The sequence below is a fragment of the Kitasatospora sp. NPDC089913 genome (assembly GCF_044748625.1).
GTDB lineage: Bacteria > Actinomycetota > Actinomycetes > Streptomycetales > Streptomycetaceae > Kitasatospora.
In genome coordinates this window covers 99,970-125,310 of the sequence record NZ_JBIVGI010000002.1, presented here as the reverse complement: position 1 = coordinate 125,310, position 25,341 = coordinate 99,970, and the positions used below count along the sequence as shown (strand labels likewise).

21 protein-coding genes are annotated in these 25,341 nt (G+C 75.7%); 15 read left to right on the top strand and 6 right to left on the bottom strand.

The window, feature by feature from the left end; genetic code table 11:
• Positions 1 to 180: 180 nt before the first annotated feature.
• A complete protein-coding gene (locus tag ACIPYS_RS04765; RefSeq protein ID WP_400743133.1) occupies positions 181 to 1,491 on the bottom strand; it encodes an MFS transporter in 1,311 nt (436 codons plus the stop codon).
• A gap of 209 nt (positions 1,492 to 1,700) precedes the next feature.
• On the opposite strand from ACIPYS_RS04765, the gene ACIPYS_RS04760 reads away from it, so the two are divergent.
• The 6 genes from ACIPYS_RS04760 to ACIPYS_RS04735 all read left to right on the top strand — a co-directional run bounded on the left by ACIPYS_RS04760 (position 1,701) and on the right by ACIPYS_RS04735 (position 7,921).
• Positions 1,701 to 2,909 carry an ROK family transcriptional regulator gene (locus ACIPYS_RS04760; protein WP_400743130.1) on the top strand — a complete coding sequence of 403 codons (1,209 nt, stop codon included), beginning with the start codon at positions 1,701 to 1,703 and terminating at the stop codon, positions 2,907 to 2,909.
• A 504-nt stretch (positions 2,910 to 3,413) separates the two neighbouring features.
• Positions 3,414 to 3,830 carry a molybdopterin-binding protein gene (locus ACIPYS_RS04755; RefSeq protein WP_400743127.1) on the top strand — a complete coding sequence of 139 codons (417 nt, stop codon included), beginning with the start codon at positions 3,414 to 3,416 and terminating at the stop codon, positions 3,828 to 3,830.
• 158 nt (positions 3,831 to 3,988) lie between these two features.
• Positions 3,989 to 4,444, top strand: coding sequence for a hypothetical protein (locus ACIPYS_RS04750; protein ID WP_093863445.1), 456 nt, complete (start codon positions 3,989 to 3,991; stop codon positions 4,442 to 4,444).
• Between the two features lie 185 nt (positions 4,445 to 4,629).
• Positions 4,630 to 5,343, top strand: a complete 714-nt coding sequence (locus ACIPYS_RS04745) for a glycerophosphodiester phosphodiesterase (RefSeq protein WP_093865341.1) — start codon at positions 4,630 to 4,632, stop codon at positions 5,341 to 5,343.
• Positions 5,340 to 6,488 carry a winged helix DNA-binding domain-containing protein gene (locus ACIPYS_RS04740; protein ID WP_400743122.1) on the top strand — a complete coding sequence of 383 codons (1,149 nt, stop codon included), beginning with the start codon at positions 5,340 to 5,342 and terminating at the stop codon, positions 6,486 to 6,488. The genes ACIPYS_RS04745 and ACIPYS_RS04740 overlap by 4 nt, the downstream gene beginning before the upstream one ends.
• 251 nt (positions 6,489 to 6,739) lie before the next feature.
• Positions 6,740 to 7,921 carry an AI-2E family transporter gene (locus tag ACIPYS_RS04735; protein WP_400743120.1) on the top strand — a complete coding sequence of 394 codons (1,182 nt, stop codon included), beginning with the start codon at positions 6,740 to 6,742 and terminating at the stop codon, positions 7,919 to 7,921.
• Here ACIPYS_RS04735 and ACIPYS_RS04730 read toward each other — a convergent pair.
• A complete protein-coding gene (locus ACIPYS_RS04730) occupies positions 7,912 to 8,484 on the bottom strand; it encodes a hypothetical protein (protein WP_400743118.1) in 573 nt (190 codons plus the stop codon). The two genes, ACIPYS_RS04735 and ACIPYS_RS04730, sit on opposite strands and share 10 nt — an antisense overlap.
• A 133-nt stretch (positions 8,485 to 8,617) precedes the next feature.
• Between ACIPYS_RS04730 and ACIPYS_RS04725 the strand changes: the two genes are divergently transcribed.
• The gene (locus ACIPYS_RS04725; RefSeq protein ID WP_400743115.1) at positions 8,618 to 9,529 is read left to right on the top strand and encodes a virginiamycin B lyase; all 912 of its coding nucleotides are present in this window, start codon (positions 8,618 to 8,620) and stop codon (positions 9,527 to 9,529) included.
• A 71-nt stretch (positions 9,530 to 9,600) separates the two neighbouring features.
• On the opposite strand, the gene ACIPYS_RS04720 is transcribed toward ACIPYS_RS04725, so the two are convergent.
• The 4 genes from ACIPYS_RS04720 to ACIPYS_RS04705 form a co-directional block, all read right to left on the bottom strand.
• Positions 9,601 to 12,675 (bottom strand): AAA family ATPase, encoded by a 3,075-nt coding sequence (locus ACIPYS_RS04720; protein WP_400743950.1) that lies wholly within the window; start codon positions 12,673 to 12,675, stop codon positions 9,601 to 9,603.
• Positions 12,676 to 13,109: 434 nt separating this feature from the next.
• A complete protein-coding gene (locus ACIPYS_RS04715; protein ID WP_093863449.1) occupies positions 13,110 to 13,301 on the bottom strand; it encodes a hypothetical protein in 192 nt (63 codons plus the stop codon).
• A gap of 142 nt (positions 13,302 to 13,443) precedes the next feature.
• Complete coding sequence (locus tag ACIPYS_RS04710) at positions 13,444 to 16,635, bottom strand: type 2 lanthipeptide synthetase LanM family protein (RefSeq protein WP_400743111.1); 3,192 nt, start codon at positions 16,633 to 16,635, stop codon at positions 13,444 to 13,446.
• A 715-nt stretch (positions 16,636 to 17,350) separates the two neighbouring features.
• Positions 17,351 to 17,995, bottom strand: coding sequence for a class I SAM-dependent methyltransferase (locus tag ACIPYS_RS04705; RefSeq protein ID WP_400743107.1), 645 nt, complete (start codon positions 17,993 to 17,995; stop codon positions 17,351 to 17,353).
• A gap of 354 nt (positions 17,996 to 18,349) precedes the next feature.
• On the opposite strand from ACIPYS_RS04705, the gene ACIPYS_RS04700 reads away from it, so the two are divergent.
• The 8 genes from ACIPYS_RS04700 to ACIPYS_RS04665 all read left to right on the top strand — a co-directional run bounded on the left by ACIPYS_RS04700 (position 18,350) and on the right by ACIPYS_RS04665 (position 25,335).
• A complete protein-coding gene (locus tag ACIPYS_RS04700; RefSeq protein WP_400743104.1) occupies positions 18,350 to 19,282 on the top strand; it encodes a sigma 54 modulation/S30EA ribosomal C-terminal domain-containing protein in 933 nt (310 codons plus the stop codon).
• A 122-nt stretch (positions 19,283 to 19,404) separates the two neighbouring features.
• A complete protein-coding gene (locus ACIPYS_RS04695; RefSeq protein WP_231978908.1) occupies positions 19,405 to 19,821 on the top strand; it encodes a pyridoxamine 5'-phosphate oxidase family protein in 417 nt (138 codons plus the stop codon).
• 343 nt (positions 19,822 to 20,164) lie between these two features.
• Positions 20,165 to 21,982 (top strand): cytochrome c oxidase subunit I, encoded by a 1,818-nt coding sequence (gene ctaD / locus ACIPYS_RS04690; RefSeq protein WP_400743101.1) that lies wholly within the window; start codon positions 20,165 to 20,167, stop codon positions 21,980 to 21,982.
• Between the two features lie 155 nt (positions 21,983 to 22,137).
• Complete coding sequence (locus ACIPYS_RS04685; protein WP_159425113.1) at positions 22,138 to 22,674, top strand: hypothetical protein; 537 nt, start codon at positions 22,138 to 22,140, stop codon at positions 22,672 to 22,674.
• Positions 22,675 to 22,780: 106 nt separating this feature from the next.
• A complete protein-coding gene (locus ACIPYS_RS04680) occupies positions 22,781 to 23,224 on the top strand; it encodes a nuclear transport factor 2 family protein (protein ID WP_400743098.1) in 444 nt (147 codons plus the stop codon).
• Between the two features lie 277 nt (positions 23,225 to 23,501).
• A complete protein-coding gene (locus ACIPYS_RS04675) occupies positions 23,502 to 24,248 on the top strand; it encodes a response regulator (RefSeq protein ID WP_400743095.1) in 747 nt (248 codons plus the stop codon).
• Positions 24,249 to 24,329: 81 nt separating this feature from the next.
• Entirely contained in the window at positions 24,330 to 24,776 is a 447-nt protein-coding gene (locus ACIPYS_RS04670) for a pyridoxamine 5'-phosphate oxidase family protein (protein WP_400743092.1), read from the top strand.
• Between the two features lie 187 nt (positions 24,777 to 24,963).
• Positions 24,964 to 25,335 (top strand): hypothetical protein, encoded by a 372-nt coding sequence (locus ACIPYS_RS04665; RefSeq protein WP_400743089.1) that lies wholly within the window; start codon positions 24,964 to 24,966, stop codon positions 25,333 to 25,335.
• Positions 25,336 to 25,341 lie beyond the last annotated feature (6 nt).

Here is a 25,341-nt window from a genome sequence, read left to right as displayed (position 1 = left end):
GGTTCCCCTCGATGGGTGGCTTCGAGAACGCGGTGCCGAGGTGACCGACGGCCGGCGGCCCGAAGAGGTTGCACGCGATGTGACGAAAGATTAGAAGCCCGCCGGCCGATCCGGCCTCGGGCGCGCGGAGGCCGGGCACGCGGGGTGCGTGCCCGGCCGTGAACGCGGGTGGTCCCGGGGTCAGCCCGCCGGGGCGTTCGGCCCGGAGCCCCCGGTCACCGCTTCCCGCGCGGACCGTTCGCCGACGACCGGTTCCCGGGTGCCCGGACCGCCCGCCGCGGCCGCCGCTGCCGTGCCGCCCGGGGTCCGGCCGCCCTCGGCCCGGCGCAGCGCGCCGGCCCCGAGCAGCAGGGCGAACGAGAGCGCGGTGACCACTCCGAAGGAGACGGTGAGCGAGGACGCCTGGGCCAGGCCGCCGACGATGGCGGGTGCGATCAGCCCCGAGGTGTAGGTGACGGTGGCGACCCCTGCGATGGCCTGGCTCGGGTTGTCGCCGATCCGGCCCGCCGCCGCGAAGGCCAGCGGGACGACCACGGCGACGCCGATCCCGATCAGCGCGAAACCGGGGATCGCGAGCGCGGGCCGGTCCGCCACGACCACCAGCAGACCGCCGGTCGTGGCGACGGCGCCGCTGAGCCGGGCCGCACGGACGGCGCCCATCCGGCCGATCACCGCGTCGCCGGCCAGCCGGCCGGCCGCCATGGTGAGCGCGAACGCCGTGTACGCCGCGGCCGCCACGGTGGGCGAGGCGCCGGTGACGTCGCGCAGGTAGACACCGCTCCAGTCCATCGACGCGCCCTCGGCGAAGACCGCGCAGAAGCCGACCATGCCGATCACCAGCGAACTGCGCGGCGGCAGGGCGAACCGCGGCGGCTCCTCGGCCTGCTCGGGCGCCCGCAGATCGGGCAGGGCGGCGCAGACCGGCTGGGCGAGGGCCAGCAGCAGGACGGCCGCCACGGCGAGCTGGAGCCGCGGGTCGAAGGACCGGTGGGCCGCGAGGATGCCGATGCCGGAGGCGACCAGGCCGCCCGCGCTCCACATGCCGTGCAGCCCGGACATGATCGAGCGGCCGAGCCGCTGCTCGATCTCCACGCCCTGCGCGTTCATCGCCACGTCGGACATGCCGGCCGTCGCCCCGTAGGCCAGCAGGGCGAGGCAGAGCACCGGCAGCGAGGGTGCGAGTACGGGCAGGGCGACGCTCAGGCAGCAGAGCGAGAGCAGGACGCGCACCGCGGCCCGTCCGCCCCAGCGGTGCACGAAGCGGCCGGCCAGGGGCATGGCGAGGGACGAGCCGATCGCCGGCATCACCAGGGCCAGTCCGAGCTGGCCGGGGGAGAGGCCCAGATGGTGCTGGATCCAGGGGATCCGGCTGACGAAGGTGCCACCGACGGCGCCGTGCACGCCGAAGACGAGGGCGACGGCGACGCGGGCCCGGCGGGCGGCGTCCGGCGTGCCCAGGGGAGCTGGGCCTGTGGTCGGGCTGGTGGTCATCCGGTTCTTCCCTCCCCGCCGCGTGCCGCGGCGGTGCCCCGTGGACGGTGGCTTCGATGGTCCTGCCGACGGCCGCGCTTGTCAGCGGGCGGCGTCGCGGCGGCGGGCTGTGCCCGGCCGGTCGCTGGTCCGGAAGGTGCGCCGGGCGACGGTTCGATAAATTATCAGGAAGGGACCCTGATAGAAAGACTCTGGAAGGATGTGCGGCCATGACCACCGCGCGCACGGCCACCCCGAGCACCGCCCGGGCGATCAACGACCGCCTGGCGCTCAACCTGCTGCTCGACCAAGGACCCCTCACGGCGACCGAGCTGCGCGACCTCACCGGGCTCTCCCGGCCCACCGTCGCCGACCTGCTCGACCGGCTCGGCCGCAGCGGCCTGGTCGCCGTCGTCGGCGAACGCGGCGAGCAGCGGCGCGGCCCCAACGCCCGCCTCTACGCACTGGTCGCCTCCCGCGCCCACCTCGCCGCCTTCGACGTCCGCTCCGGCGGGGTCTCCCTGGTCGTCGCCGACCTGGCCGGGCGGACCCTGGCCGCCGCCGACCTCGCGGTCGAGGACCCGGGCGCCGACCCCGCCGCGCACCGCGCCGCCGCCGACCGGATCGTCCGCACCCTGCTCGACACCGCCCGCCGGGCCGAGGTCCCGCACCTGCACACCGTCGCCGTCGGCGCCCCCGGCCTGGTCGACCCCGCCACCGGGCGGCTCCAGTCCACCGGCGACCTTCCCGCCTGGCACGCCGACCTCCTCGCCGCCCTGCGCGAGCTGCCCGGCACCGAGGTGATCCTGGAGAACGAGGTCAACCTCGCCGGGCGGGCCGAGTACCGGACCGGCGCCGCCCGGGGACGGGACGACTTCGTCCTCGTCTGGCTAGGCCACAGCGTCGGCGCCGCGGTCGTGCTGGACGGCAGGCTGCGCCGCGGCGTCGGCGGCGGCGCCGGCGAGATCTGCTTCCTGCCCGTGCCCGGCACCACGGCGCTGCCCACCGCCACCGGCTGCGAGGGCGGCTTCCACGGTCTGGTCGGCAGTGCGGCGGTCTGCGCGCTGGCCCGGGCCCACGGCCTGCCCGCGGACCCGGCCGACGACGCGGCGGCCGCCGAGGCCGCCGTCCGCGCCGCCCTCGAGTCGCTCGGCGACGGGCGGCCCGGCGCGGCCTTCCTCGACGAGCTGGCCGAGCGGATCGCGCTCGGCACCTCGGCCATCTGCGTCGTCCTGGACCCCGGCTGCGTCGTGCTGGGCGGTGAGGTCGGCCGGGCCGGTGGGGAGGAGCTCGCCGTCCGGGTGGAACGGCGGCTGGCCGCCCTCTCGCCGGTGCGCACCGAGGTCCGCGCGGGTGAGGCGGGCGGCGGCGCGATCCTCGGCGGCGCGGTCCTCACCGCCGGCGACGCCGTCCGCCGCGACCTCTTCGGCGAGCCGTAGCGGCGGGCGCCGGGGCGGGTTGACGAAACTTTGCAAAGTTCCCCACTTTGCAAAGTGCCTCTTCGGGCGGGCCGGGCGGACTTTGCAAAGTGCCCCGGAGCCGGGTTGACAGAACTTTGCAAAGTGCATTCGGGCAAGGCCGCCGGGGCCTTGCGAAGTGCTGCTGAGCTGCTCCGATGCGACTTTGCAAAGTGTTTCGTCGCAAGGTTGACGGGACTTTGCAAAGTGTTCCGGGGGGCGGGGCCGGAGAGCGGCGGGGGCGAGGAGGACGGGAGGAGCGCTCGAGCCGACGCCGAGGAGGAGGCGAGCAGCGGAGGTGAGGGGGCGGGCGGCGGGGGGTGAGGTGGGGGCCGGCGCGGACCGGGGCTTCACGGGGTGGGTGCCCGGTGCGGCAGGATGGGCGGCGGGCCCGGGCCGGCCGACGGACGGTCGGCCCGATCAGCGGTCCGCCCGTCGGGCCGCGCGCCCGCCGGACCGTCCGAACCACCGTCAGGAGTCGCAACCATGGGCCACCCAGGGGCACCGGCCAACCCGTACCGGATCGGCGAGGCCGCCGCGCTGCTCGGCGTGAGCGCCGACACCATGCGCCGCTGGGTGGACGCCGGCCGGGTCGCCGCCGAGCGCGACGAGCACGGCCACCGGATCATCGCGGGCGCCCGACTGGCCGCCTTCGCGCGTGAGCTGGCCCGCCCGGAGACCGCCGCGGCCGAGGGTCGTCCTTCCTCGGCCCGCAACCGCTTCCCGGGCATCGTCACCGCCGTGGTGCTGGGCGACGTCGCCGCCCAGGTGGAGATCCAGGCCGGGCCCTTCCGCGTGGTGTCGCTGATCAGCCGGGAGTCGGCGGAGGAACTGGAGCTGGTGCCCGGAGCACCCGCGACTGCTGTCATCAAATCGACCAATGTGATGATCGAACGACGATGATCGACCGGGCCGGGCGACCGGGGCGGGGTGGGCGGGGCCGCATCACCGCTGCCGAGTCACTGGCCCCCGGGTCATCGGCCCCGACCGCTCGAGCCTGAACCCGACATCGAACCCGCGCCCGAGGTCGAGCCCGCGCCCGCCGACGAGAGGACCGCCCGATGCCCCACCCCCCGCTGCCCTCCACCCAGAGCGCCGTCCTGGCGGTCGAGGCGATGGCCGCCCGGCACGCCCGCGAGGTGAGCACCACCCACGACATCGGCCGGGACCGGACCTTCGCCGGACTGGTCGGCACCGACGCCGCGGGCGCGGGTGCGGACGAACTCGCCGCGATACCGCACGAGGCACTGGTCGAGATCGCCGGTCCGCCCGAGGTCACCGTTCGGCTCTTCGTCCACGACGAGGCCCTCGTCACCGTGGAGCACGTGCCGTTCGACGTGCCCCGCGACAGCGTCCCGGCCTTCCTGAACTCCGTCTGGACCGGCCTGGTCCACGTCCGGCAACGTGTCTTCCCGCCCTCGTGCACCATGATCGTCACCGTGCCGGGGGAGCCGAGCTACCGCGAGCCCGTCACCGCGCTCACCCTGACGCCCTGGCTCACCAGGAGAATCCGCTGACCGGGCGTCCGCGACCGCCCCTCCGGCCGACGGGTCCACCTGCCGGCTCCCCGACGAGCCCCCCCACAAGCCCCTTGACGCTCCCACCGACGAGTCTCCTGACGCTCCCACCGACCAGCCCACCGACCAGCCCATCGACAAGTCCACCGACCAGCCCACCGACGAGCCGAACGATGAACGGACCGATGACCGCTTCCGCCGCCCGCCGCCCCGTGCTCGCCGTCGCCCACCGCGGCGACCCCTACCGCCACCGCGAGAACACCCTCCCCTCCGTCGAGTCCGCGTTCGCGGCCGGCGCCGACGCCGTCGAGGTGGACGTCCGGCTGACCCGCGACCGGGTCCCCGTCCTGCTGCACGACGCCACCCTCGAGCGGCTCTGGGACGACCCGCGCCCGCTCTCCCGGCTCACCGCCGAGCAGCTCGACGGGATCGGCGGCGGCCGCCACCGCGTCCCCACCCTCGCCGAGGCGCTCAAGACCGCCGCCGAGACCCCCGGCGGCCGGCTGCTCCTCGACCTCGACGACGCCGGCCCGGTCGCCGCCACCTGGGAGGTGGTCGTCGGCCTCGGCGCCGAGCGGCGGGTGGGCTTCTGCGGCCCGGCCACCGCCATGCTGGCCGTCCGGGCACTCGCCCCCGAGGCCGAGATCGCCCTCACCTGGAAGCAGCCCCGGCTGCCCGCCCGCGCCCTGCTCGACGATCTGCGCCCCCGCTGGATCAACCCGCCGTTCGGCCTCGCCAGCCCCGAGTTCACCGCCGCCGCCCACCGGGCCGGGCTGGAGGTCTCCACCTGGACCGCCGACCTGCGCCGCACCATGCGCAAGCTGGGCGCGGCCGGCGTCGACTCGATCACCACCAACCGGATCGCCCTGCTGCGCGCCGTCCTGGACGGCCGCCGGTGAGCCCGACGGGTGCGCGGGAGCGGGGCGACGGCGCGGCGGCCGAGGGCGGAGTGCTGGGGCGGCGGGCGCTCGGACGGGCGCTGCTCGCCCGCCAGCACCTGCTGGAGCGGACCGCCGCCACCCCGATCGCCATGATCGAGCACCTCGGCGGCCTCCAGGCCCAGGCCGCCCCGCAGCCGCCCTACCTCGGTCTGCTCTCCCGCCTCGACGGCTTCGCCCCCGAGGCCCTCAGCGAGCTGATCGAGAGCCGCCGGGTCGTGCGGATCGCCCTCCAGCGCGGCACCATCCACCTGGTCACCGCCGAGGACTGCCTGACCCTGCGCCCGCTGCTGCAGCCGGTGCTCGACAAGGGCCTGCGCGCCGCCTTCGGCAAGTGGCTGGTCGGTCTCGACCTCGACGCGCTCGCCGCCGAGGCCCGCGTCCTGGTCGACACGGAGCCGCACACCTTCCAGTCGCTCGGCACCGAACTCGCCGCCACCCGCCCCGACCGCGACCCGGCCGCGCTCGCCCAGGCCGCGCGGGCCCTGCTCCCGCTGGTGCAGGTCCCGCCGCGCGGCGTCTGGGGCCGTGGCGGACCCGCCGCCCACACCACCGCCGAGGCCTGGCTGGGCCGGCCGCTCGACCCCGAGCCCTCGCTCGACGACCTCGCCCTGCGCTACCTGGCCGCCTTCGGCCCGGCCACCGCCGCCGACCTGCAGAAGTGGTGCGGCCTCAGCAGACTCGCCCCGGTCCTGGAGCGGCTCGCCCCCCGCCTGGTCACCTTCCGCGACGAGCAGGGCCGACTGCTCCACGACCTGCCCGAGGCACCCCGGCCGGACCCGGACACCCCGGCCCCGGTCCGGCTGGTCGCCCCGTTCGACAACCTGCTGCTGTCGCACGCCGACCGCACCCGGGTGCTGCCGGAGGAGTACCGGCCCCGGGTGATGACCCAGAACGGCATGGTGCTCGGCTCCCTGCTGGTGGACGGCCTGGTGGCCGGCAGCTGGCGGCTGGCCGAGGAGCGGTCCGGCGCCCGCTCGCTGACGGTCCGCCCGTTCGGTGCGCCGCTGGACCCGTCGGACCGGCGCGCCGCCCTGGCCGAGGCCGAACGGGTGCTCGCCTTCGCGGGCGGCGACGGCGAGGTCCGTTTCGAGGCCGCGGGGTAGCGGCGAGCAGGGCCGTGCGGAGCGGCGGTCGTGCTGGCGTCCGGTATCCGGACGGCCGTTCGCGGTGGGGTGACTCATTGGGGTGGTCCGACGGCGAGTGCTCTGTACCCGCACCCGGGGGGCTGGCTTCAATCGGTCCAGCCCCCGGGCGGCGGGCGCACAACGCGCGTTCGATCTGATCATCTGTTGGGATGGGGCAGACCTGGACCGATCGCCCGACCGGGGCGGAAGGCGGACGACGGGAGGAACGGATGCCGGGCGAGAACCCACCCGAGCCGAGGCCGGTCGACCACCGCCGCCCCTACCTCATGCTGCCGCCCCCGCTCCGGGCGGCCGCCGCCTGGTCCGCGGCGGTCGTGCTGCTCATCACCGTCGCCTCGCTGATCGTCTTCGCCCTGGTCGAACTGCGGGCCGCGACCGTGCCGGTCATCCTGGCGCTGCTCGGCACCTCGCTGCTCCAGCCGGTGATGCCGTGGATGGTCCGGCGCGGGATCAGCCGCTCGCTCGCCGCCGGGCTGACCTGCGCCGTCCTGGTCGCCGCCGTCGGCGGGGTGATCGCCCTGCTCGTGAACTCACTGGTGCACAGCGCCCCGCAGATCGCCCACGCGCTCCCGGAGGCGGGCAACCGGATCGCCGACTGGCTCGGACCCGTCGGCGAGAAGATCCGGCACGCGCTGGCCAACGCCCAGGGCGAGACCAACTCGCTCGTCTCGACCGTCACCGACGGCGTGCTCTCCGGCCTCGGCCTGGCCACCCAGATCGCCACCGGCGGCGTGCTGGCCCTCGCCCTGGTCTTCTTCTTCCTGCGGGACGGCCACCGCACCGGTGAGGTCGTCCACGCGTACCTGCCCGCCCGCAGCGCGCGGACCGTCGTGCTGTGCGCGGAGCGCGCCTTCGAGGCGATGGCCGGCTTCATGCGCGGCACCACCCTGATCGCCCTGATCGACGCCCTCTTCATCACCGTCGGACTGCTGGTCCTCGGTGTCCCCGGCGCGCCCGGACTCGGCGCGCTGGTGTTCATGGGCGCCTACATCCCGTTCGTCGGGGCCTTCCTCTCCGGCGCGGTCGCCGTCCTGGTCGCCCTCGCCGACGGTGGCCTCGGCACGGCCCTGTGGGCGCTCGGCATCGTCGTCGCCGTGCAGGCCGTCGAGGGCAACGTGCTCCAGCCGCTGATCCAGAGCCGCACCGTGGAACTCCACCCGGGCACCATCATGGTCGCGGTGGTGGCGGGCGCGGGGATCGCCGGCATCATCGGCGCCCTGTTGGCCGTGCCGATCTGCGCCGCCGGGCTCGGTGTGGTGTCCGTGCTGCGCGGCGATCCCGGGCGGGGTCGTCGCGGCGACCGGAACGGCGGGACCGCGGCGGCGGGGCCGGCAGCGGGCCTGTCGGCCGGTCCGACCGCCGGTCCGGTCGCCGGCGGGCGTCAGGAGTAGGACAGCGGGCGGCCGCGGCGCAGGCTGTACTCGGCGGCGCGCAGGAAGAGCGCGGCGTGGAAGGCGATGTCCAGGTCCTCCGTCCAGGGGCCCGGGGAGGCGGCGGCCGCGGCGGCCGCGTGCTCCTCGAACCAGCCGTTGATCTCCAGGTTGTCGCAGTGCTCGGGTATGCCGGCCGGCAGTGCCAGCAGCTCGGCCAGCCGACGGGCGGCCGCGAGTGCCCGGTGCGCGTCGCCGACCGCCGTCATGTCGTTGTAGGAACACTCCACCGGCAGCAGGACCGGCGCCTCCAGCTCCACCGGGATCAGCACGTCCCAGCCGAGCAGGGCCTCCACGGTGCCGTCGCCCAGCTCCCGGCAGAACGCCTCGAACCCGCTGATCGGCCGGTTCAGCTTCACCTCGAAGTGCCGCCCCGACCCGGCCCGGAACTCCGTCACGGGCGGGCAGGCGAACGGCGGCAGCCCGCGCCCGGCCAGGACCGTGTCCAGTTCCTGGGCCACCGGCCCGAGGACTTCCTCGTCGCGCCAGTCGTCGGCCTCGACACTCACCAGATAGATGCCCATGCCGAGGACGTTAGGCCACCCCACCGACAATCGGCGGTGAGCCGTGGGTTTGCCCCCGGCGGGGAGGGTGGGGGAGAGTGCTTCGCGCACGGTTTTGTTGTCGAAGTGTCAAGAGTGATGAACGGGGCGACTGATGACGATCGAACGGGTCGTGGTGTCGGACGGTGCGGCCGGGCCGTACGGGGTGGCGCTCGGGGCCGACGGCGGGGTGTGGTTCACCCTGGTGCACGCCGGGGGCATAGGGCGGCTGGCGGTGGACGGGACGGTGAGCCGCTTCCCGCTCGACTCGAAGGACTGCGGCCCCGCGGTGATCGCGGCGGGCCCGGACGGCGCGCTCTGGTTCACCCGGATGCGGGACCACCGGATCGGCCGGATCACCGTCGACGGCGAGGCGGTCTCCTTCGCGCTGCCCACCGTGGACTGCGGGCCGTACGGCATCGCGGCGGGCCCCGACGGCGCGCTGTGGTTCACCGAGATGAACGCCGACCGGATCGGGCGGATCACGGTGGACGGCGAGGTCACCGAGTACCCGCTGCCGGTCGCCGGAGGCTTTCCCTCGATGATCGCCGCCGGCGCGGACGGTGCGCTCTGGTTCACCCTCAACCAGGGCAACGCGATCGGCCGGATCACGGTCGACGGCGAGACCGCCGTGCACCCGCTGCCCACCGAGGGTGCCGCCCCGGTCGGCATCACGGCGGGTCCGGACGGCGCGCTCTGGTTCGTCGAGATCGGCGCCGGCCAGGTGGGGCGGATCACCGTGGACGGCGAGGTGACGGAGTTCCCGCTGCCCGAGCGCGAGGCCCGCCCGCACGCCGTCACCACCGGCCCGGACGGGCGGCTCTGGTTCACCGAGTGGGCCGCCGGCCGGATCGGCTCCCTCACGCCCGACGGCGTGTACACCGGGTACGAGCTCGACGGCGGCGAGGGCGGCGAGGGCGGCGGTGAGGCCGGCGAGGCCACCGAACCGCACGGCATCGCCGTCACCCCGGACGGCACCGTGCACGTCGCCCTGGAGCTCGGCGCGATCGCCCGGCTCACCGTCTAGGGGATCGGGACCGGGACCGGGACCGGGGTCGGCACCCGGCCCCGGCCGTCCGGGGCCGGGCGGGGTGCCGGTCAGGCGCCGGTGTGGAGGTCGGTGGCGAGGGCGCAGAGGGCGGCGCGGTCCGGGTGGCCGGTCTTGGCCAGGAGGCTGGCCAGGTGCTTCTCCACCGTGCGCGGTGAGATGGAGAGCTTGCGGGCCAGTTCCTGGTTGCCCGGGCGGTCGGCGAGCAGGACGAGCACCTCGTACTCGCGGACCGTCACCCCGCAGGTGCGCAGTCCGGCCGGGACCGCGTCGCGGCCGCCGCGGTGCTGGGCGACGCTGGCGCCGGCCCGGCGCAGCAGGGTCCGGCAGGCGGCGGCCACCGGCTGGACCTCCAACTGGTGGAAGTACTCCTCGGCGGTGCGCAGCCAGGCGACCGGGTCGCCCCAGCCGTCGGTGAGCGCCGCCTCGGCGGCGAGCCGCAGTGCGAGGTGGTGGGCGAGGGGGAAGGACGCGGCGTCCGGGCCGGTCCCGGCGACCGCGCGGGCGGCTTCGTCGGGGCGGCCCTCGCGGCCCAGCAGCACCGCGTCCGCGAACCGCAGGAACTGGCGGTTCCAGGCCAGTTCGGCGGCGGGTACGGCGGCGGCCCGGTCGAGTGCGGCGCGGTCCCAGCGGCCCTCGACCACCTCCAGCAGCGGGTGCAGGCCGTGCCGGCCCGCGAGGTAGAACACGCTGGGGTGTTCCTCCTCCCAGGCCAGTCCGGCGGCGAGTTCGGCGCGGGCGCCGGGGCGGTCCTCGGCCAGCAGGGCGCCGACCGCCCGGCACAGCCCGTAGCGCAGCGGTGTCAGGAAGGAATCCTCGCCGCCGGCCTGGCGGAACCGGGCGAGTTCGTGCTCCATCTCCCGGGTGCGGCCGAGGTGTGCGGCGAGGGTGGCGGAGGAGAGCAGCAGGTAGCGGTGGGCGGCCAGGTTGTGCAGCCGGGCGGTGGCGTCGAGGCAGCGGTCGACGGTGGTGCGGGCGGTGTGCCACTCGCCGCGCATCACCGCGTTCATCGCGAGCAGCCCGTCGAGGGTCTGGGTGAGGACGATCGCGCCGAGTCCGGCGGCGGCCTCCCGGGCGCGTTCCAGGCGGGTGCCGTCGCCGGTGCGCATGAAGGCGTTGGCGCCGAGCCGGAGCATCGCCTCGACCCGCCAGACGGGGAGGGCGTTGGCCTCGGCGACGGCCAGCATGCGTTCCAGGCAGGCGTCGGCGGCGTCGAAGCCCTGTTCGCGGGCGAGGAGGGCGAGCAGCTGCCAGGCCTGGCAGGCGACCACGGGGAGGCCGGCGTGTTCGGCCACTTCGGCGGCGCGGCGGGCGCGGCGTTCGGCCTCGGCGAGGCGGGCGGCGGTGGGGGCGGCGACTTCCCGGCCGTCCCCGGTGTCGCCGTTGTCGTTCCCGTTCCCGTTGCCGTTCCCGCCGTCGTCGGCCGGGTCCGGGGTGTGGTCCGGGAGCAGGGCGAGGTGGCCCTCGACCACCGCCAGCGCGGCGTCCTGTTCGGGGCGCGGGCGGCCCGCGGTGAGGGCCCGGGCGGCGGCGACCTGGGCCACCGCGTCGGCGCCGCGCTCGGCCATCACGGCGGCCCAGGCGAGCCGGGTGTGCAGCTCGATCCGGCGCTCCACGGCCGGGGTCGGGAGCGACCCCCGCCCCTCGCCGGGACCAGAACCGGAACCGGGGCCGGACGCGGCGGTCGCGGGCTGCGGGACCGGCGGCAGGGTGCGGACGAGTTCGAACGCCCGGTCCAGCTGCCCGGATTCGGCCAGTGCCGGGAGCAGTCGCTCGGTGACGCAGGGCCGTTCGGCGTCGGAGGCGAGTTCGTGCGCGCGTTCCAGCAGGACCACGGCGGAGCCGGCCGCGCCGGCCTCCAGCACTCGTCGGCCGGCTTCCGCGAAGTGCACGGCCGCGCCCGCCCGGTCGCCGCTCAGCAGCAGTAGGGAGGCGACCAACTGGCGTCGTTCGTCGGCGAGTTCGGGGTCGGCGCGAACGATGGCGCGGGCCGCCCGGCGGGCCAGGGCGGCCCGTTCGGCGGGGGCGAGGGCCGCCGTCACGGCGTCGGCGGTCAGGGCGTGCCGGAAGGCGTAGCGGTCGGGTGCGGAGCCGTCCGGCACGATCACGTTGGCTTCGCAGGCCGAGCGGAGGTGGCTGAACAGGGTCCGGTCGTCGTAGCCGGTGATCAGCTGGACGGTGGTGACCGAGAACCGGCTGCCGAGGGTGGCCGCGGTCAGGAGCAGCTCCCGTACCTGGGGGTCGAGTTGGTCGATCCGGTGGCCCCAGCTGCGGACGATGGTGCTCGGCACGCCGGGCCGGGAGCCCTCGGCCAGCAGCCAGCGGCCGTCCTCGCCGCGCCGCAGGGCGCCCCGGACCAGCAGGTCGGAGAGGAGCTCCTCGATCAGGTACGGGCAGCCGTCGCCCCGTTCGACGAGGTGCTCGACCAGGGGTTCCGGGAGTTCGCCGGTGGCGTCCTCCAGGATGGCGGCGGCCAGCGCGGCCACCTCGGCGGGCGGCAGCGGCGGGAGTTCGGCGACGGTCGCGGCGCGGCGGCGCTCGGCGGCCCGGACCAGCTCCAGGGCCGGGCCCGGTTCGGCCCGCAGGGTCGCGAGCAGCAGGACCGGGAGGCCGGCGAGGTTGTCGACCAGGTACTCCAGGACGGCGACGGTCTCGGCGTCGGTGTCGTGGAGGTCCTCCAGCAGCAGCACGCAGCCCTGGTCGCGGCCGAGCACCGCGAGCAGCCGGAGCAGTGCCTCGGCCAGTTCGACCACCGTCTCCGGGTAGGCGCCGGCCGCCGGTGCGGCGTCCCGCCACTCGGGGACGAGTCGGGCGAGCGCGGGGCGGTAGGGGGCGAGTTCGGCGTCGGTGGGGGGACCGGCGGCCCGGAACCGTGAGGACAGTGCCTCGATCAACGGGCGGAACGGTGTCACGGTGCCGGTCGAACTGCCGCGCCCGCGAAGCACCGGCAGGCCCAGTCCGTAGGCGTGGAAGGCGCATTCCCCGGCCAGTCGGGACTTGCCGATGCCGGCCTCGCCGAGCAGGAAGACCGCTCCGCCGGCCCGTTGCCGGGCAGCGGCCAGCGCGCCGCCGAGCACAGCGAGCTCCGCGGCGCGGCCGACGGTGATCGACGACGTGGTGCGCACCATGGGCGCAGGCTACTTGACGGGGATTCCGTTCTGAAGTGTGTTGAATCGATCACGAAGCAGACACCGTGTCAGCACCGGGTGGTTGCCGTACGACCACAATCGGTGCGCGGGGCGGTCACCGGTCGACGGGCCGGGTGCGTGCGGTCAGGTGTGTGCGGTCAGGTGTGTGCGGCCGGGTGCGTGCGGGGTGGGGTGCGCGCGAGGTGGGGTGCGTGCGGGGTGGGGCGGGGTCCGCCGCCGAGGGGCTGCCCGGTCCTCGGCGGCGGACGGTCCGGCCGGTGGTGGCTGGCCGGGGTGGTGCTCACGGTCGGGCTGTTCCCGAACGAGTCCGAACCGGTTCTGAACGGATCCGAATGTGTCCGGAAGGTGTTCGAACAGGGATGAGCGGGGTCGGGAAGGGGTGACAAGGGATCAGAAGAGCCGGTGGGACATCAGAAGGGGGTGGTCATGGTCGGGAATTCGATGATCGGCGGGATGGCACCGCCCGTTCCGGCGAGGAGGTTGGAACGCAGGCCCAGGCCGCCGCCCGCGCGCAGGCGGATCTCGCCGGCGGGGTGGTCGGCCGTCTCGCCGGGGCGGACGGCGGTGTGCGGCAGGGTGAGCCGCTCGTCGTGGTTGTGCATGGTCGGGTGCTCCGTTCGTGGTGGTGGTGGTGATGATGACGTGGTGACGATGATGCCGGACGGTTCGGGAAGGAGGACGTGGTGCGGGCGGCGCCGGTTCGGTCGGGGGTGGCCGGGGGCCCGGACGGCCCGCCGGGGGCGGTCAGCGGAGTGCGACCGGGCTGCGCGGTCCGCCGAGGGCGCGGAGGGAAGCGGCGGTGGCCGGGACGGCCGGGGGCTCGGGGAGGGCGGTGTCGAAGGGCCGCGCCGTCCGGTGGGTCGCCGGGGCGGGGCCGGTCGCCGCCGGGGCGCGGGGGCGCAGCAGCAGGGCCGACGGCACCTGGTCGGGGAAGCCGAGGCGGAGCAGTCCGTGGCCGATCCCGGCCAGCCCGGTGAGCAGTCCCGGGTGCGGCACGTGGTCGGGCGTGCCGGACCGCGCGCCGTCCTGGTCGACGGCGGCCAGCAGCGCGCCGGCCCGCCGGACCCACGGGGTGCGGCCGGCGGCGGGCCCGTGCCGGCCGAGCAGTTCCAGCACTCCCAGCTCGCCGTGGCAGAGGCTGTGGTCGCCGAGCGGGGTGGCCCGGGCGGTGTTCCGGACGGCCCGTTGGGCCCGGTCGGCGAGTTCCCGGTCGGCGAGCGCGAGCGGGCTGTCGAGGACGGCGAGCGCGATCCCGGGACGGCCACGGCACCAGGAGCCCTCGCGGGAACGGACGGCGGTGGCCGCGCGCAGGGCGGCCAGACCGGCCCGGTGGTGCGGGCCCTCGGGGGGCTCGCCGGTGGCCTCGGCGTAGCGCAGCAGCGCCCAGCCGACGCCGGCCGAACCGTGCGCGAAGCCGGCCGTGGCGGGGAGGGGGCGGTCGGTGAGCCGCTCGGCGCACCGGACGGCGGCGGCCCAGACGTCGGTGGCCGCCCGGGCCTCGGCGCGGACGGTCTCGGCCTCGCGGGTCCCCTCGGTCGGGTGGGCCCTCTCGGTCAGAGGGGAGCCCTCGGCCCGAGGGGCAGGGCCGGCCCGGTGGACGGTTCCGGCGTGAGCAGTTCCGGCGTGAACAGTTCCGGCGTGGACGGCGAGCAGGGCCGCGAGCCCGCCGGCGGTGCCGCTGTGCACGCCCGGGTCGCTCTCGCCCTCGGCGGCGGCCAGCGTCAGCGCCACCGATGCCCCGGCCCACCCGGCGATCGTCGGATCGTCCAGGAGCCGGGCGAGTTCGGCGAGCGCGTAGGCGATGCCGCCCAGGCCGGCGAAGGCGCCGGACCCGACGGCGGCCGGGTGCCCGGGGTGGGCGCCGAGGGCGTCGAGCAGTCCGGGGACGGGCGTGAGGGCCCGGCGGGCGACCTCGGCGTAGCGGTCGCTCCCGGTGAGCGCGGCGAGCTGGGCGAGGAACAGCGCGGTGCCGGTGTACCCGCCGGCGAGGTCGGCGCCGAGCGGCCGGACCCGCCAGTGGCGGTCGGCGAGCAGTTCCAGCCCGAGCCAGTTGGTGCGGGAACGTCCCTGGTAGGCGGCGGCGACGAGCTGGTCGCCGATCCCGCGGGCCGCGGCCAGCAGCCGTTCGGACTCGGGCGCGGTCGCCCAGACGTTCTCCGGCACCGGGCGCCCGGGCCGGTGCGCGGGGGTGTCGGCGGCGCCGGCCATGGCGGCGCGCACGATCCACTCCTGGTCCTTGCGGTCGACCGCCCCGAGCGCGGCGAGCTTGGCCTCGACCCGGGCCAGCCCCGGTTCGGCGAGCTCCCCGGGCAGCCGGCGGCCGCCGGAGGTCCACAGGTCGCGGGTGCCGGGCCGGGTGGTGAACAGCGGTACGTCGCCGGTCCACAGGTCGGCGATCTCGTGCTCCGCCAGCCCGGGACGGCCGGGGTCGTCGACCGCGTCGGTGCGCAGCAGGTCGAGCACGGCCTGCCGGGCGCCCGCCTCGCGCAGGACGTCGGGGTGGGTGGACTCGTCCAGCAGCCGGGCGTAGACCCGGGTGGCCCGGGGGACCACCCGGACCTCGGCGTCGGCGAAGGAGCGCAGCAGCCCGCGCGGGCCGGTGAGGTCGTCGCGGCCGGCGGCGAGCGCCGCGTACCCGGCGCGGAACCCGGCCACCAGGGACTCGGTGTGCTCGGCGGGCTCGACCTGCGCGCCGCCGAGCCGCGGCCGGTTGTGCGCGGAGCCGAACGGGCGCGGGCGCCGCACCAGCCGCATCTCGTCGGTGCCGGCGCCGGCCCAGTCCACGCCGTCGACCGGGGAGAGCCGCCGTCCGGTGCCGCCGCCGCCGATGCCGGAGACGTCCGCGGCACCGTCGTCGCCGATCAGCAACTGCGGCAGCAGGCCGACGCGGTGCACGGACTCGGCGAGCGCGCGGGCCGCCGGGTCCTCGTCGGGGCTGTCCGGACGGGTGCCGGAGGCGGGGGTGGAGCCGGTGCCGCTGCGGCTGTCGGGACGGGTGCCGGAGCCGGTGGTGGTGCCGGTGGTGGTTTCGGGGCGGGGCTCGCCCGCCGGTGGATGGAACAGCGTCTCGACGTCCACCAGGACCGGATGGTCCCCGCAGGCGATCAGGTTCTCGAAGTGGGTGTCGGTGCCGTCCAGGACGTGCAGCAGCGCGAGCAGCGCGCCCAGCCGCCGGTAGAAGCGCTCGACGTCGTAGTGGGTCAGGCACGGCCGGGCCTCGGCGTACTCGGTCCAGCCGTGGGTGCCCCGGTCGAGCAGGCCGAGCGCGCGAAGCCGGGGCACCCCGGGCTGCGTGCCGTACCAGCCGAGCAGGGTGTTGAAGTGCCGGTGCGCGGCAGGTGGCCGGGGGCGGTGGACGACGGCGGTGCCGTTGGCGAAGTGCAGCACGGCGACGGCCCGGCCGCGACGGTGGCGGTCGCCGGCGTCGGCGGTGACGGCCAGCAGCATGCCCGGGTCGCGGCCGCGCAGCAGCCCGGCGACCAGCAGCGCCCGGTCGGCGGTGAAGCGGTCCAGCAGTTCGGCGTGCGCGTCGGCGGCGTCCAGGCAGGCGCGGGCGAGCAGCCGGGCCAGCACGGGGTAGTCGCGCAGCAGCGCGGCCAGGCCCTCGCGGCGGGCGGTGAGCGCGAGGAAGGAGCGGAACCGCTCCTGCGGGGTGCCCCCGGCCAGCCGCCCGGCCGCCCGGGCCGTGTGCAGCTCCAGGACGAGGGTGCGGGCGGCGATCCGGGCCAGCCGTTCGGTCAGCCGCGCCGTGAACTCGGCGCGCAGGGCGGTGAGGTCGATCCGGCCCAGTTGGTCGGCCGCCCGCACGGCGGGCGTGAGCGCGGTCAGCAGCCGGACCTGTGCCCGGTCGGCGAAGGGCTGGAGGACGAGCGCGAAGCCGCTCAGGCCGGGGTAGGCGGCGCGCGGCACGACCGGGCGGACGGGCGCGGCGGCCACCGCTGCCTCGGTGAACGCGGCCCAGTCCGGGCGGGTGGCGGGCGCCGGCCGACCGGGGGTCAGGCCCCGTTCCCACCACGGCGGACCGCCGGCACGGGGGGACCGGAGGCGAGCGTGGTGGGAACGGGGAGTCTGGGAGGGGTGGAGCTGGTTCGGACGGAGCTCGTTCGTGCGGAGCTCGTTCGGGTCGGGCCGGTTCGGGTCGGGCACCGCCGTCTCCGCCGTCGGCGCGGGGCCGGCGGGTGGTGCGGATACGGCGGGTGGTGCTTGTACGGCAGGTGGTGCTTGTACGGCGGGTGGTGCGGGGAAGTCGCCGGGCATCGGAGTGTGCGGGAACGGTATGGCCGAGGGAACCACCGGTGCGACCGGGCCCTGAACCGGTCCTGCGCCCCCGTCGGGGCGCGTGCTGCGCACGGCGTTCACCTCAGCCACCACCGCACCTCCGATGCCGGGAGAGAGCCGCGCTGCCGTCGAAGGCGCTGCCCTCGTTGCTGATCCTGTCGTTGGGACGGTTGCCGGGACATGGGGGACGTGCCCCCATCTTTGTGCCGTGCGGCCCGCATGATCCGCCGGACGTCCGTCGTACCCCCGCCGATGGAGGGGGGCGTTCCGGGTGGCCGGGCCGCAGGTCGGCCGCGGTCCGGGCCACCCGAACGGAGAAGGTCGGACGGAGAAGGTCGAATGGAGCGGGCCGGACGGAGCGGGCCGGCGTCGGCTAGCGGCGGGCGAGAAGCAACTGGGTGGCCGTGGCGGGGTGGCCGTTCATGGTGTGCACCGGGATCTCCCGCGCGTCCACCGGGTCGAACCCGGCGAACAGCCCGTCCAGCCAGTCCCGGGTGTGGTGACGGCAGACCGCCCCGTCGCCGGTCTCGAACACGCCGAACCGGCCGAAGCGCGGCTCGGAGCGCCGGTAGCGCTCCTGGTTCCGCTCGTCCGGCTGGAGGACGTAGTCGCTGACGTGCAGCAGCCCACCCGGCCGCAGGACCCGGTGCAGCTCGGCGACCAGGGCGCGCTGGGCGCCGTCGTCGGGCACGCAGGTGAGCACGGCGAACAGGAAGGCCGCGTCGTAGCTGTTGTCCGGCCGGTCGAGCCGGGGCGGATCGGTCAGCACGGTGAAGCGGGCCGCGGGCTGTTCGGCGCGGGCCCGGGCGATCAGCCCGGGGGCGACGTCCACGCCCTCGATGTCGCGGAAGCCGAGGCCGAGCAGGTCGCCCGTGAGCCGGCCGTATCCGCAGCCGTAGTCGAGCAGGGCGGCCGCCGGATCGATCCTGGCCGCCCAGACGGGGTTGAGGGGGTGGCCGAAGGTCTTGGTGGTCCCGGTGGAGTTCCAGTACGCGGACTGGTCGTCAGGTGCCGACATGGCCCGATGATGGCACGCCCCGGGTGACGGTGGTGCGCCGGGGGTGTGGGGGGCGCGTGTTCGGCACGGGGCGGGGTGGCACGGGGCGGGTGAGGCGGGGCGACGCGGGGAGCGGGACGGTGCGGCGCGGGGCGGGTGAGGCCGGGAGCGGGTGAGGCGGGGAGCGGCGGGTGGTGCGGGTGCCGGCGCCCCTGCCGGTCGGCGGGGCCGGTGGGCGTGGGCCGATGGGGCCGTTCGGCCCTTCCCGCTCCTTCGGCGGGGAGGGATCGTGAGCGCCGCGCCGGTGTGCGGGCCCGCCGGGAGCGGGTCGGCGCGGGCGGGACGACAGCGCGGCGGAACGGGAAGAGGCCTGAGGTGGGCGAGTTGGTCACGGTGCGGGTGTGCGAGGGGATTTCGCGGGGCTTCGCCGCCGACGCGAGAACCCGGATCGCCGCCGTGGTGAGCGGGGCGGACGCCCTGGTGGAGTCGTTGCGTGTCCGGATCGGGACGCTCGGCACGGCGGGCCTCCCGGGCATCGCCCCGGGTTCCGCGGGCCCGCCGGGGGTGGTGGCTCAGGTGAACGCCGAGGTGGACGGCCGGCGGATCCGAGTCCAGGAGGCGGCGGCAGCGGCCGACCCGGGCGAGGTGCTGGACCGGCTCGTGGACGGCCTGCGCACCCGGATGAGCGCCGTTACCGCCGGGTGGACACCCCGGCCCTGGCCGCGCCGGACCCGCACCCGGGGGCTGCCGGCCGCCCCCGGGGCCCTCACGTCCGCCGGAGCCTCCATGTCCGCCGGAGCCTTCAGGCCTGCCGGAGCCTCCATGTCCGCCGGGGCCGCGCCACCCGCCGGGGCCGAGCCGTCGGTCGGGGCCGAGGCACCCGTCGGGGCCGTCGCGCGCCTCGAAGTCCCCTGCCCGCCCGAGCCGCTCCGACGCATCGTCCGGCACAAGCGGCCGCAACTGGTCTGGTGCTCCCCGGACGCGGCGGCCCGCACCATGGACGCGATGGACTACGACATCCACCTGTTCACCGATCCGGCCACCGAGACCGACGCGGTCGTCTACCGGGTCGGCCCGACCGGCTACCGGCTGGCCCGCACGGTGGCCGCGGGTCCGCCCACCCGACCGGCCGTCCCCCTGACCCTCAGCCCTTGTGGCGCACCGGAGTTGAGCGAGGAGCAGGCCGTCGAACGGCTCACCGCCGCCGAACTGCCCCATCTGTTCTTCGCCCAGCCCGGTTCCGGGCGCGGCCGGGTGCTCTACCGGCGCTTCGACGGTGGCCTCGGCCTGATCGCGGCCGCCTCGTGAGCGACGAGTCCGTCCGCCGCCGGCTGCGGGCGCTGCGCCGCTCCGACGGCCCGCCACCGTCGCTCCGCCGGCCGGGTCCGGCGCCGCACCCCCGGCCGCCCGCCGAGGCGCCGCCCCGCCGACTGGTGCCACTGGACCGGGCCGAGGCACTGCGACTGCTGGGCGGCGCACCGTTCGGTCGGATCGTGTTCACGGTGCGGGCGCTGCCCGCGATCCGTCCGGTCAACCACCTCCTGGTGGACGACACCGTGGTGATCCGCACCCACGAGGGTGCCGCGCTCACCGCGGCCGCCCTCGGGGACGACGACATCGGCGTGGTGGTCGCCTACGAGGCGGACGCGATCGACCCGGTGACCAGGCTGGGCTGGAGCGTGGTGGTCACCGGCTACGCCCGGCCGGTCACCGACCCCGCCCGACTCGCGCGCTACCGGGCGCTGTTGAGTCCCTGGGTGGACGGCTCGATGGACCACATGGTGGCCATCCAGCCCGACCTGGTGGCCGGGTACCGGCTGACCGCGGGGACCGCGGCGGCCTCCTGACCCGGGTTCCGCGGAGCGGGGTGCGGTGGGCCGCCACGGGGTCCGGTGCGCCGGATGCGCCGGGCGCGGCGGTGGCCGGCTCGGATCCGGTACGGCCGGTGCGGCCGGGGGAGCGTCGACTCTCCCGGCCGCACCGGCCGTTCGGCGTCGTCGGCACCCGGGAGCTTTCGGCCCGGGGCGGCCGCGGACCGGACGGTGGTCCCGCCCGGTGGTCCCGCCCGGTGGACCGGATCCGGGGCCCACCGGCCCCCGTCCACCGGGTCCAACGGCCCTGGGGGCGAAGGGCGGTGCGTTCCGATCATGGATCGCCACCCATCCGCAGAAGTTTCGAAGGAGTGCGTCCTTGAGCGCCATCGAGGCACGGGGCGACAGCGCGCCGCCGCCGCCGTCCGCCGCCCGACCGGGAAAGGCCGGGGCCGACCGGCCCGGCTCGGCCCTGGTCCGGCTGCTGACGACCACCGACCACAAGACGATCGGCACCATGTACCTGGTGTCCTCGTTCGGGTTCTTCCTGATCGGCGGCGTCCTCGCCCTGGTCATGCGCGCCGAACTCGCCCGGCCGGGGACGCAGATCCTCTCCAACGAGCAGTTCAACCAGGCGTTCACCATGCACGGTTCGGTGATGCTGCTGCTCTTCGCGATGCCGCTGTTCACCGGCTTCGCCAACTGGATCATGCCGCTGCAGATCGGCGCCCCCGACGTCGCCTTCCCCCGGTTGAACATGCTGGCCTTCTGGCTGTTCATGTTCGGCTCGCTGATCGCGGCCGCCGGCTTCGCCACCCCGCAGGGCGCCGCCGACTTCGGCTGGTTCCTCTACGCGCCGCTGTCCGACGCGGTGCACTCGCCCAGCGTCGGCGCCGATATGTGGATCATGGGCGTGACGCTCTCCGGTTTCGGCTCCATCCTCGGCGCCGTCAACTTCATCACCACGATCATCTGCATGCGGGCCCCCGGCCTGACCATGTTCCGGATGTCCATCTTCTGCTGGAACGTGCTGCTGACCTCGCTCCTGGTGCTGCTGGTCTTCCCGGTGCTGGCCGCCGCGCTGCTGGCGCTGGAGTGCGACCGCAAGTTCGGCTCGCACGTCTTCGACCCGTCCTCCGGCGGTGCGATGCTCTGGCAGCACCTGTTCTGGTTCTTCGGCCACCCCGAGGTCTACATCCTGGCGCTGCCGTTCTTCGGCATCGTCTCGGAGGTGATCCCGGTGTTCAGCCGCAAGCCGATGTTCGGCTACTCCGGCCTGATCGCGGCCACCATCGCGATCGCGGGCCTGTCGGTGACGGTCTGGGCGCACCACATGTACGTCACCGGACAGGTGCTGCTGCCGTTCTTCGCCTTCATGACCTTCCTGATCGCCGTCCCGACCGGGGTGAAGTTCTTCAACTGGGTCGGCACCATGTGGAAGGGCTCGCTGAGCTTCGAGACCCCGATGCTCTGGACGGTCGGCTTCCTGGTCACCTTCCTCTTCGGCGGCCTCACCGGCGTGCTGCTCGCGGCCCCGCCGATCGACTTCCACGTCTCGGACTCGTACTTCGTCGTCGCCCACTTCCACTACACGCTGTTCGGCACGGTCGTCTTCGCGATGTTCGCCGGCTTCCACTTCTGGTGGCCGAAGATGACCGGCAAGATGCTCGACGAGCGCCTCGGCAAGGTGACCTTCTGGACCCTCACCGTCGGTTTCCACAGCACCTTCCTGGTGCAGCACTGGCTCGGCGCGGAGGGCATGCCCCGCCGCTACGCCGACTACCTCGCCTCCGACGGCTTCACCACCCTCAACACGGTGTCCACCATCGGCTCGTTCCTGCTCGGCCTGTCGATCCTGCCGTTCCTCTACAACGTGTGGAAGACGGCGAAGTACGGCGAGAAGGTGACCGTCGACGACCCGTGGGGCTGGGGCCGTTCGCTGGAGTGGGCGACCTCCTGCCCGCCGCCGCGGCACAACTTCACCTCCCTGCCGCGGATCCGCTCCGAATCCCCGGCCTTCGACCTGCACCACCCGGACATCGCCGCCCGCGACTTCCTGGAATGCCACGGCGAGCCCGCCACGTACCTGGCCGGCGTCACCCCGGCCGCGTACGACGCCCCGCTGCCGCGCCGCGAGCGCTCCGTCGACCGGGCCGACCGGGCCGACCGGGGCGACGGGGCCGACCGGGTCGGCTGACGGCCCCGCCGGCCCCGAACGCCGGCCCCGAACGCCGGCCCCGAACGCCGGCTCCGAACGCCGGCCCCCCGAACGCCGCTCCCGCCCGTGTGTCTCCACCCCCGGACGGGCGGGAGCGGCCCCTCCCACCGACGCTCATAGGAGTGGACGGCACCATGTCGCACATCGTCCTGGCCATCGGCACCGCCGCGATCACCGCGTCCGGCTGCGTCTGGTACCTGCCCGCCGTCGCCGACCTCCAGGCCGGCGAGGACCGCCCCCGCTCGGCCCGTACCGCCGCGGCTGCCTGCGTGACCTGGTGGGCCTGCCTGGCCCTGGCCGGCGGCCTGCTGCTGGCCGTCCCCGCCTGGCAGCCCGCCGCGCAGATCGCCCTCGCCGGACTCGTGGCGGGCGTCCTGCTCCGGATCCGCTCCCAGTTCCAGCACCACGCCGAACAGCGGGAGGAGGCCGAGCGCTGGGCCCTGCTCGAACCGCTCCCGGCGCCCCGGACGGCTCGCCCCCCGGCCGCACGGGCCCTGCTCGGCTGGCTGCTCGTCGGCCTGGTGACCGCCTCGCTCGGCGCCGCCTCGATCCTGCTCGCCGGTGGCGGCCCGCTCGCACCGCGCCTGGCCGCCGCCGCGGGCAGCGCGGTCGTCGTCTCCACCGCCTTCCTGCTCCTCGGCCTCGGCAACGCCCACCGGCACCGACCCTGACGAAGCGTCACCGACCCTTCGCCGTACCCTTGCGCGAGGAACTCCGGGCCCGGAAACCAATCAGCCCACCGGGGCAGCGCCCCGGCCCTGTCGAGAGGAACGTCCGATGACCGCCACCGCCTCGCCGAGCGAAGTCCTGCACCAGTTCGTCCAGTTGATGGGCAAGGGCCCCGACCTGGCGGTGGTCGACCTGGTCACCACCGACGCCGTCTTCGAACTGCCCTACCTGACACCCGGCGTGCCGCCGCAGCAGCCGGGCAGGGAGGCCTTCCTCACCCACCTCCAGCGGGGCGCCGCGATACAGCGCTTCGACGCCGTCGACCACATCGAGGTGTACGGCACCACCGATCCCGAACTCGCCGTCGCCGAGTACCGGTTGCACGGCGAGGTGCTGGCCACGGGCAAGCGCTACACCCTCGACTCGGTGATGTTCGCCCGTGTCCGGGGCGGCCTGATCACCTGGTCCCGCGTCTACACCAACCCCCTGGACGGCGCGGTCGCCTTCGGCGCCGTCGAGCGGCTGCTCGGCGCCCTCCGCCCGGCGGAGTAGGACGCGCTCCGCGGCCTGCTCCCGGCGGCGGGACGCCCCGCCGCCGGGAGCACGTCGTGACGCCGCCCGCCGACGGGGCGTGCCCGCGCGGAGAGGTCGTCCGCCCGTCCGCCTGTGCGCCCGGTTGTGCGTCCGCCCGTGCGCCCGGTTGTCCGTCCGTCGAGCCTCGTCCGCCGGAAATGGGGCCGTTCGACCCTGGGGCCGGCGCGGGCTGCGGGGGATGATGCGGTGGACCCGGCGTGCGATGCGCCGGACAGGGAGAGGGTGGAGTCGCGACATGGCGAGCGAGACGACCGGTACCGCCGCGGCGGCGCCGGTCAGGGTGTTCCTGCTGGACGACCACGAGGTGGTGCGCCGAGGGGTGCACGACCTGCTGGACGGCGAGCCCGACCTGGAGGTGGTCGGCGAGGCCGCCACCGCCGAGCAGGCCCTGGTCCGGGTCCCGGCGCTCCGCCCCGACGTCGCCGTGCTCGACGTGCGCCTCGGTGACGGCGACGGTGTCGCCGTCTGCCGCGAACTGCGCTCCAGGATGCCCGACCTGGCCTGTCTGATGCTGACCTCCTTCGACGACGAGGAGGCGCTGCTCGACGCCGTGATGGCGGGCGCGGCCGGTTATGTGCTGAAGCAGATCAGCGGCACCGATCTGGTCACCGCGGTCCGGACCGTCGCCTCCGGCCGCTCGATGCTCGACCCGGGTGCCGCGACCCGCCTGCTCAACCGCCTGCGCAGCGAGGCCGAACCCGAGCGGCCGAGCGCGGCCGGACCGGAGCTGACCGCCCGCGAGCAGGAAGTGCTCGCCCTGATCGGCGAGGGACTGACGAACCGTCAGATCGGCGAACGGCTCTACCTCGCCGAGAAGACGGTCAAGAACCACGTCTCCCGGCTGCTCGCCAAGCTGGGTGTGGAGCGGCGCGTCCAGGCCGCGCTGATCGCGACCGAACTGCGGCAGTCGGCGGCCGCCGAGCGGGTCCCGGAGCGGTCGGCCCACCATGCCCGGATCCTCGGCCACGGTGTGCGCGGCTGACGGCCGCCCTGGGGAGGCAGGGACTCCCGGCGGGACCATCGGCCCTCGCTCCGCCCTGTCCGACGGGTGACGATCGCAGGTATGAACGCCGATCGTGAAGCCGCGTCCGTGCAGGTCGAGCCGCCCCTCGGGCGGCCGCCGGGAGGTGCCGTGCCGGGAGGTGCCGCTGCGGCGCCCGGCCTCGACGAGGCCCGCGCACTGGAACTGCTGCGCCGGGCCGGAGTGGGCCGGGTGGTCTACACGGTCGGCGCCCTGCCTGCCGTCCTCCCGGTGCGCTTCCGGTTGGACCCGATCGGCGGCGTGCTGCTCTCGACGGAGCCCGGCTCCGAGCTGGCCCGAGCCGTCGACGGCGCCGTGATCGCCTTCGAGGCCGACGAGGTGGACGGCGCCGACGGCACCGGCTGGTGCGTCACCGTCCTCGGCCGCGCGGAGGTCCGCCGACCGTCCGCGGTGCCCGGCGCCCGCGCGGAGATCCGTATCGCCCCGGAACTGGTGGTCGGCCGTCACCTGGCCCCCGACGCGGCCTGAGAGCCAGGCCGGGGTGCGCGGTCGGGGCGCGAGGTCGGGGCGCGCGGGCCAGGCCGGGGCGCGCGGTCGGGGCGCGGGCCAGGTCGGGGCGCGAGGTCGGGGGGCGGGGCGCGCGGCGCCAGGCGTTCGGAGCAGTCGGCCGCCCGGCCCGCTCGCGCGCCGACGGGCCGCGATGGACGATCGCCGCATGACAGCCATACGCACACGAAGTGCTTGCCTCGCGGCCGCGGCCGCCCTCTCCGTCCTGACCCTGGCGCCGGCGGCCTCGGCAGCCGTCCCCGCCGCCACCTCCGCGCCCGCGTCCCGGTTGGCGGCCTGCAACGAGGTCGGGAGCCGGCAGTCCGGCGACTTCCTCATCCAGACGCGCCTGGAGGCCTCCGGCAGCTTCGTCGGGAGCTACCCCGGTTACACGATCACCAAGATCGAGGGCGCCACCCTGCTCGGCACCCCGCTGTGCATCACCGTCACCGACGGGGGTCCCGGCACGGACCACGTGTCGGTGACCACGGCCGCCGCGATCGGCAGGATCACGGTCTTCGCCAAGCGCGCGGCCGGCTGAGTCCGG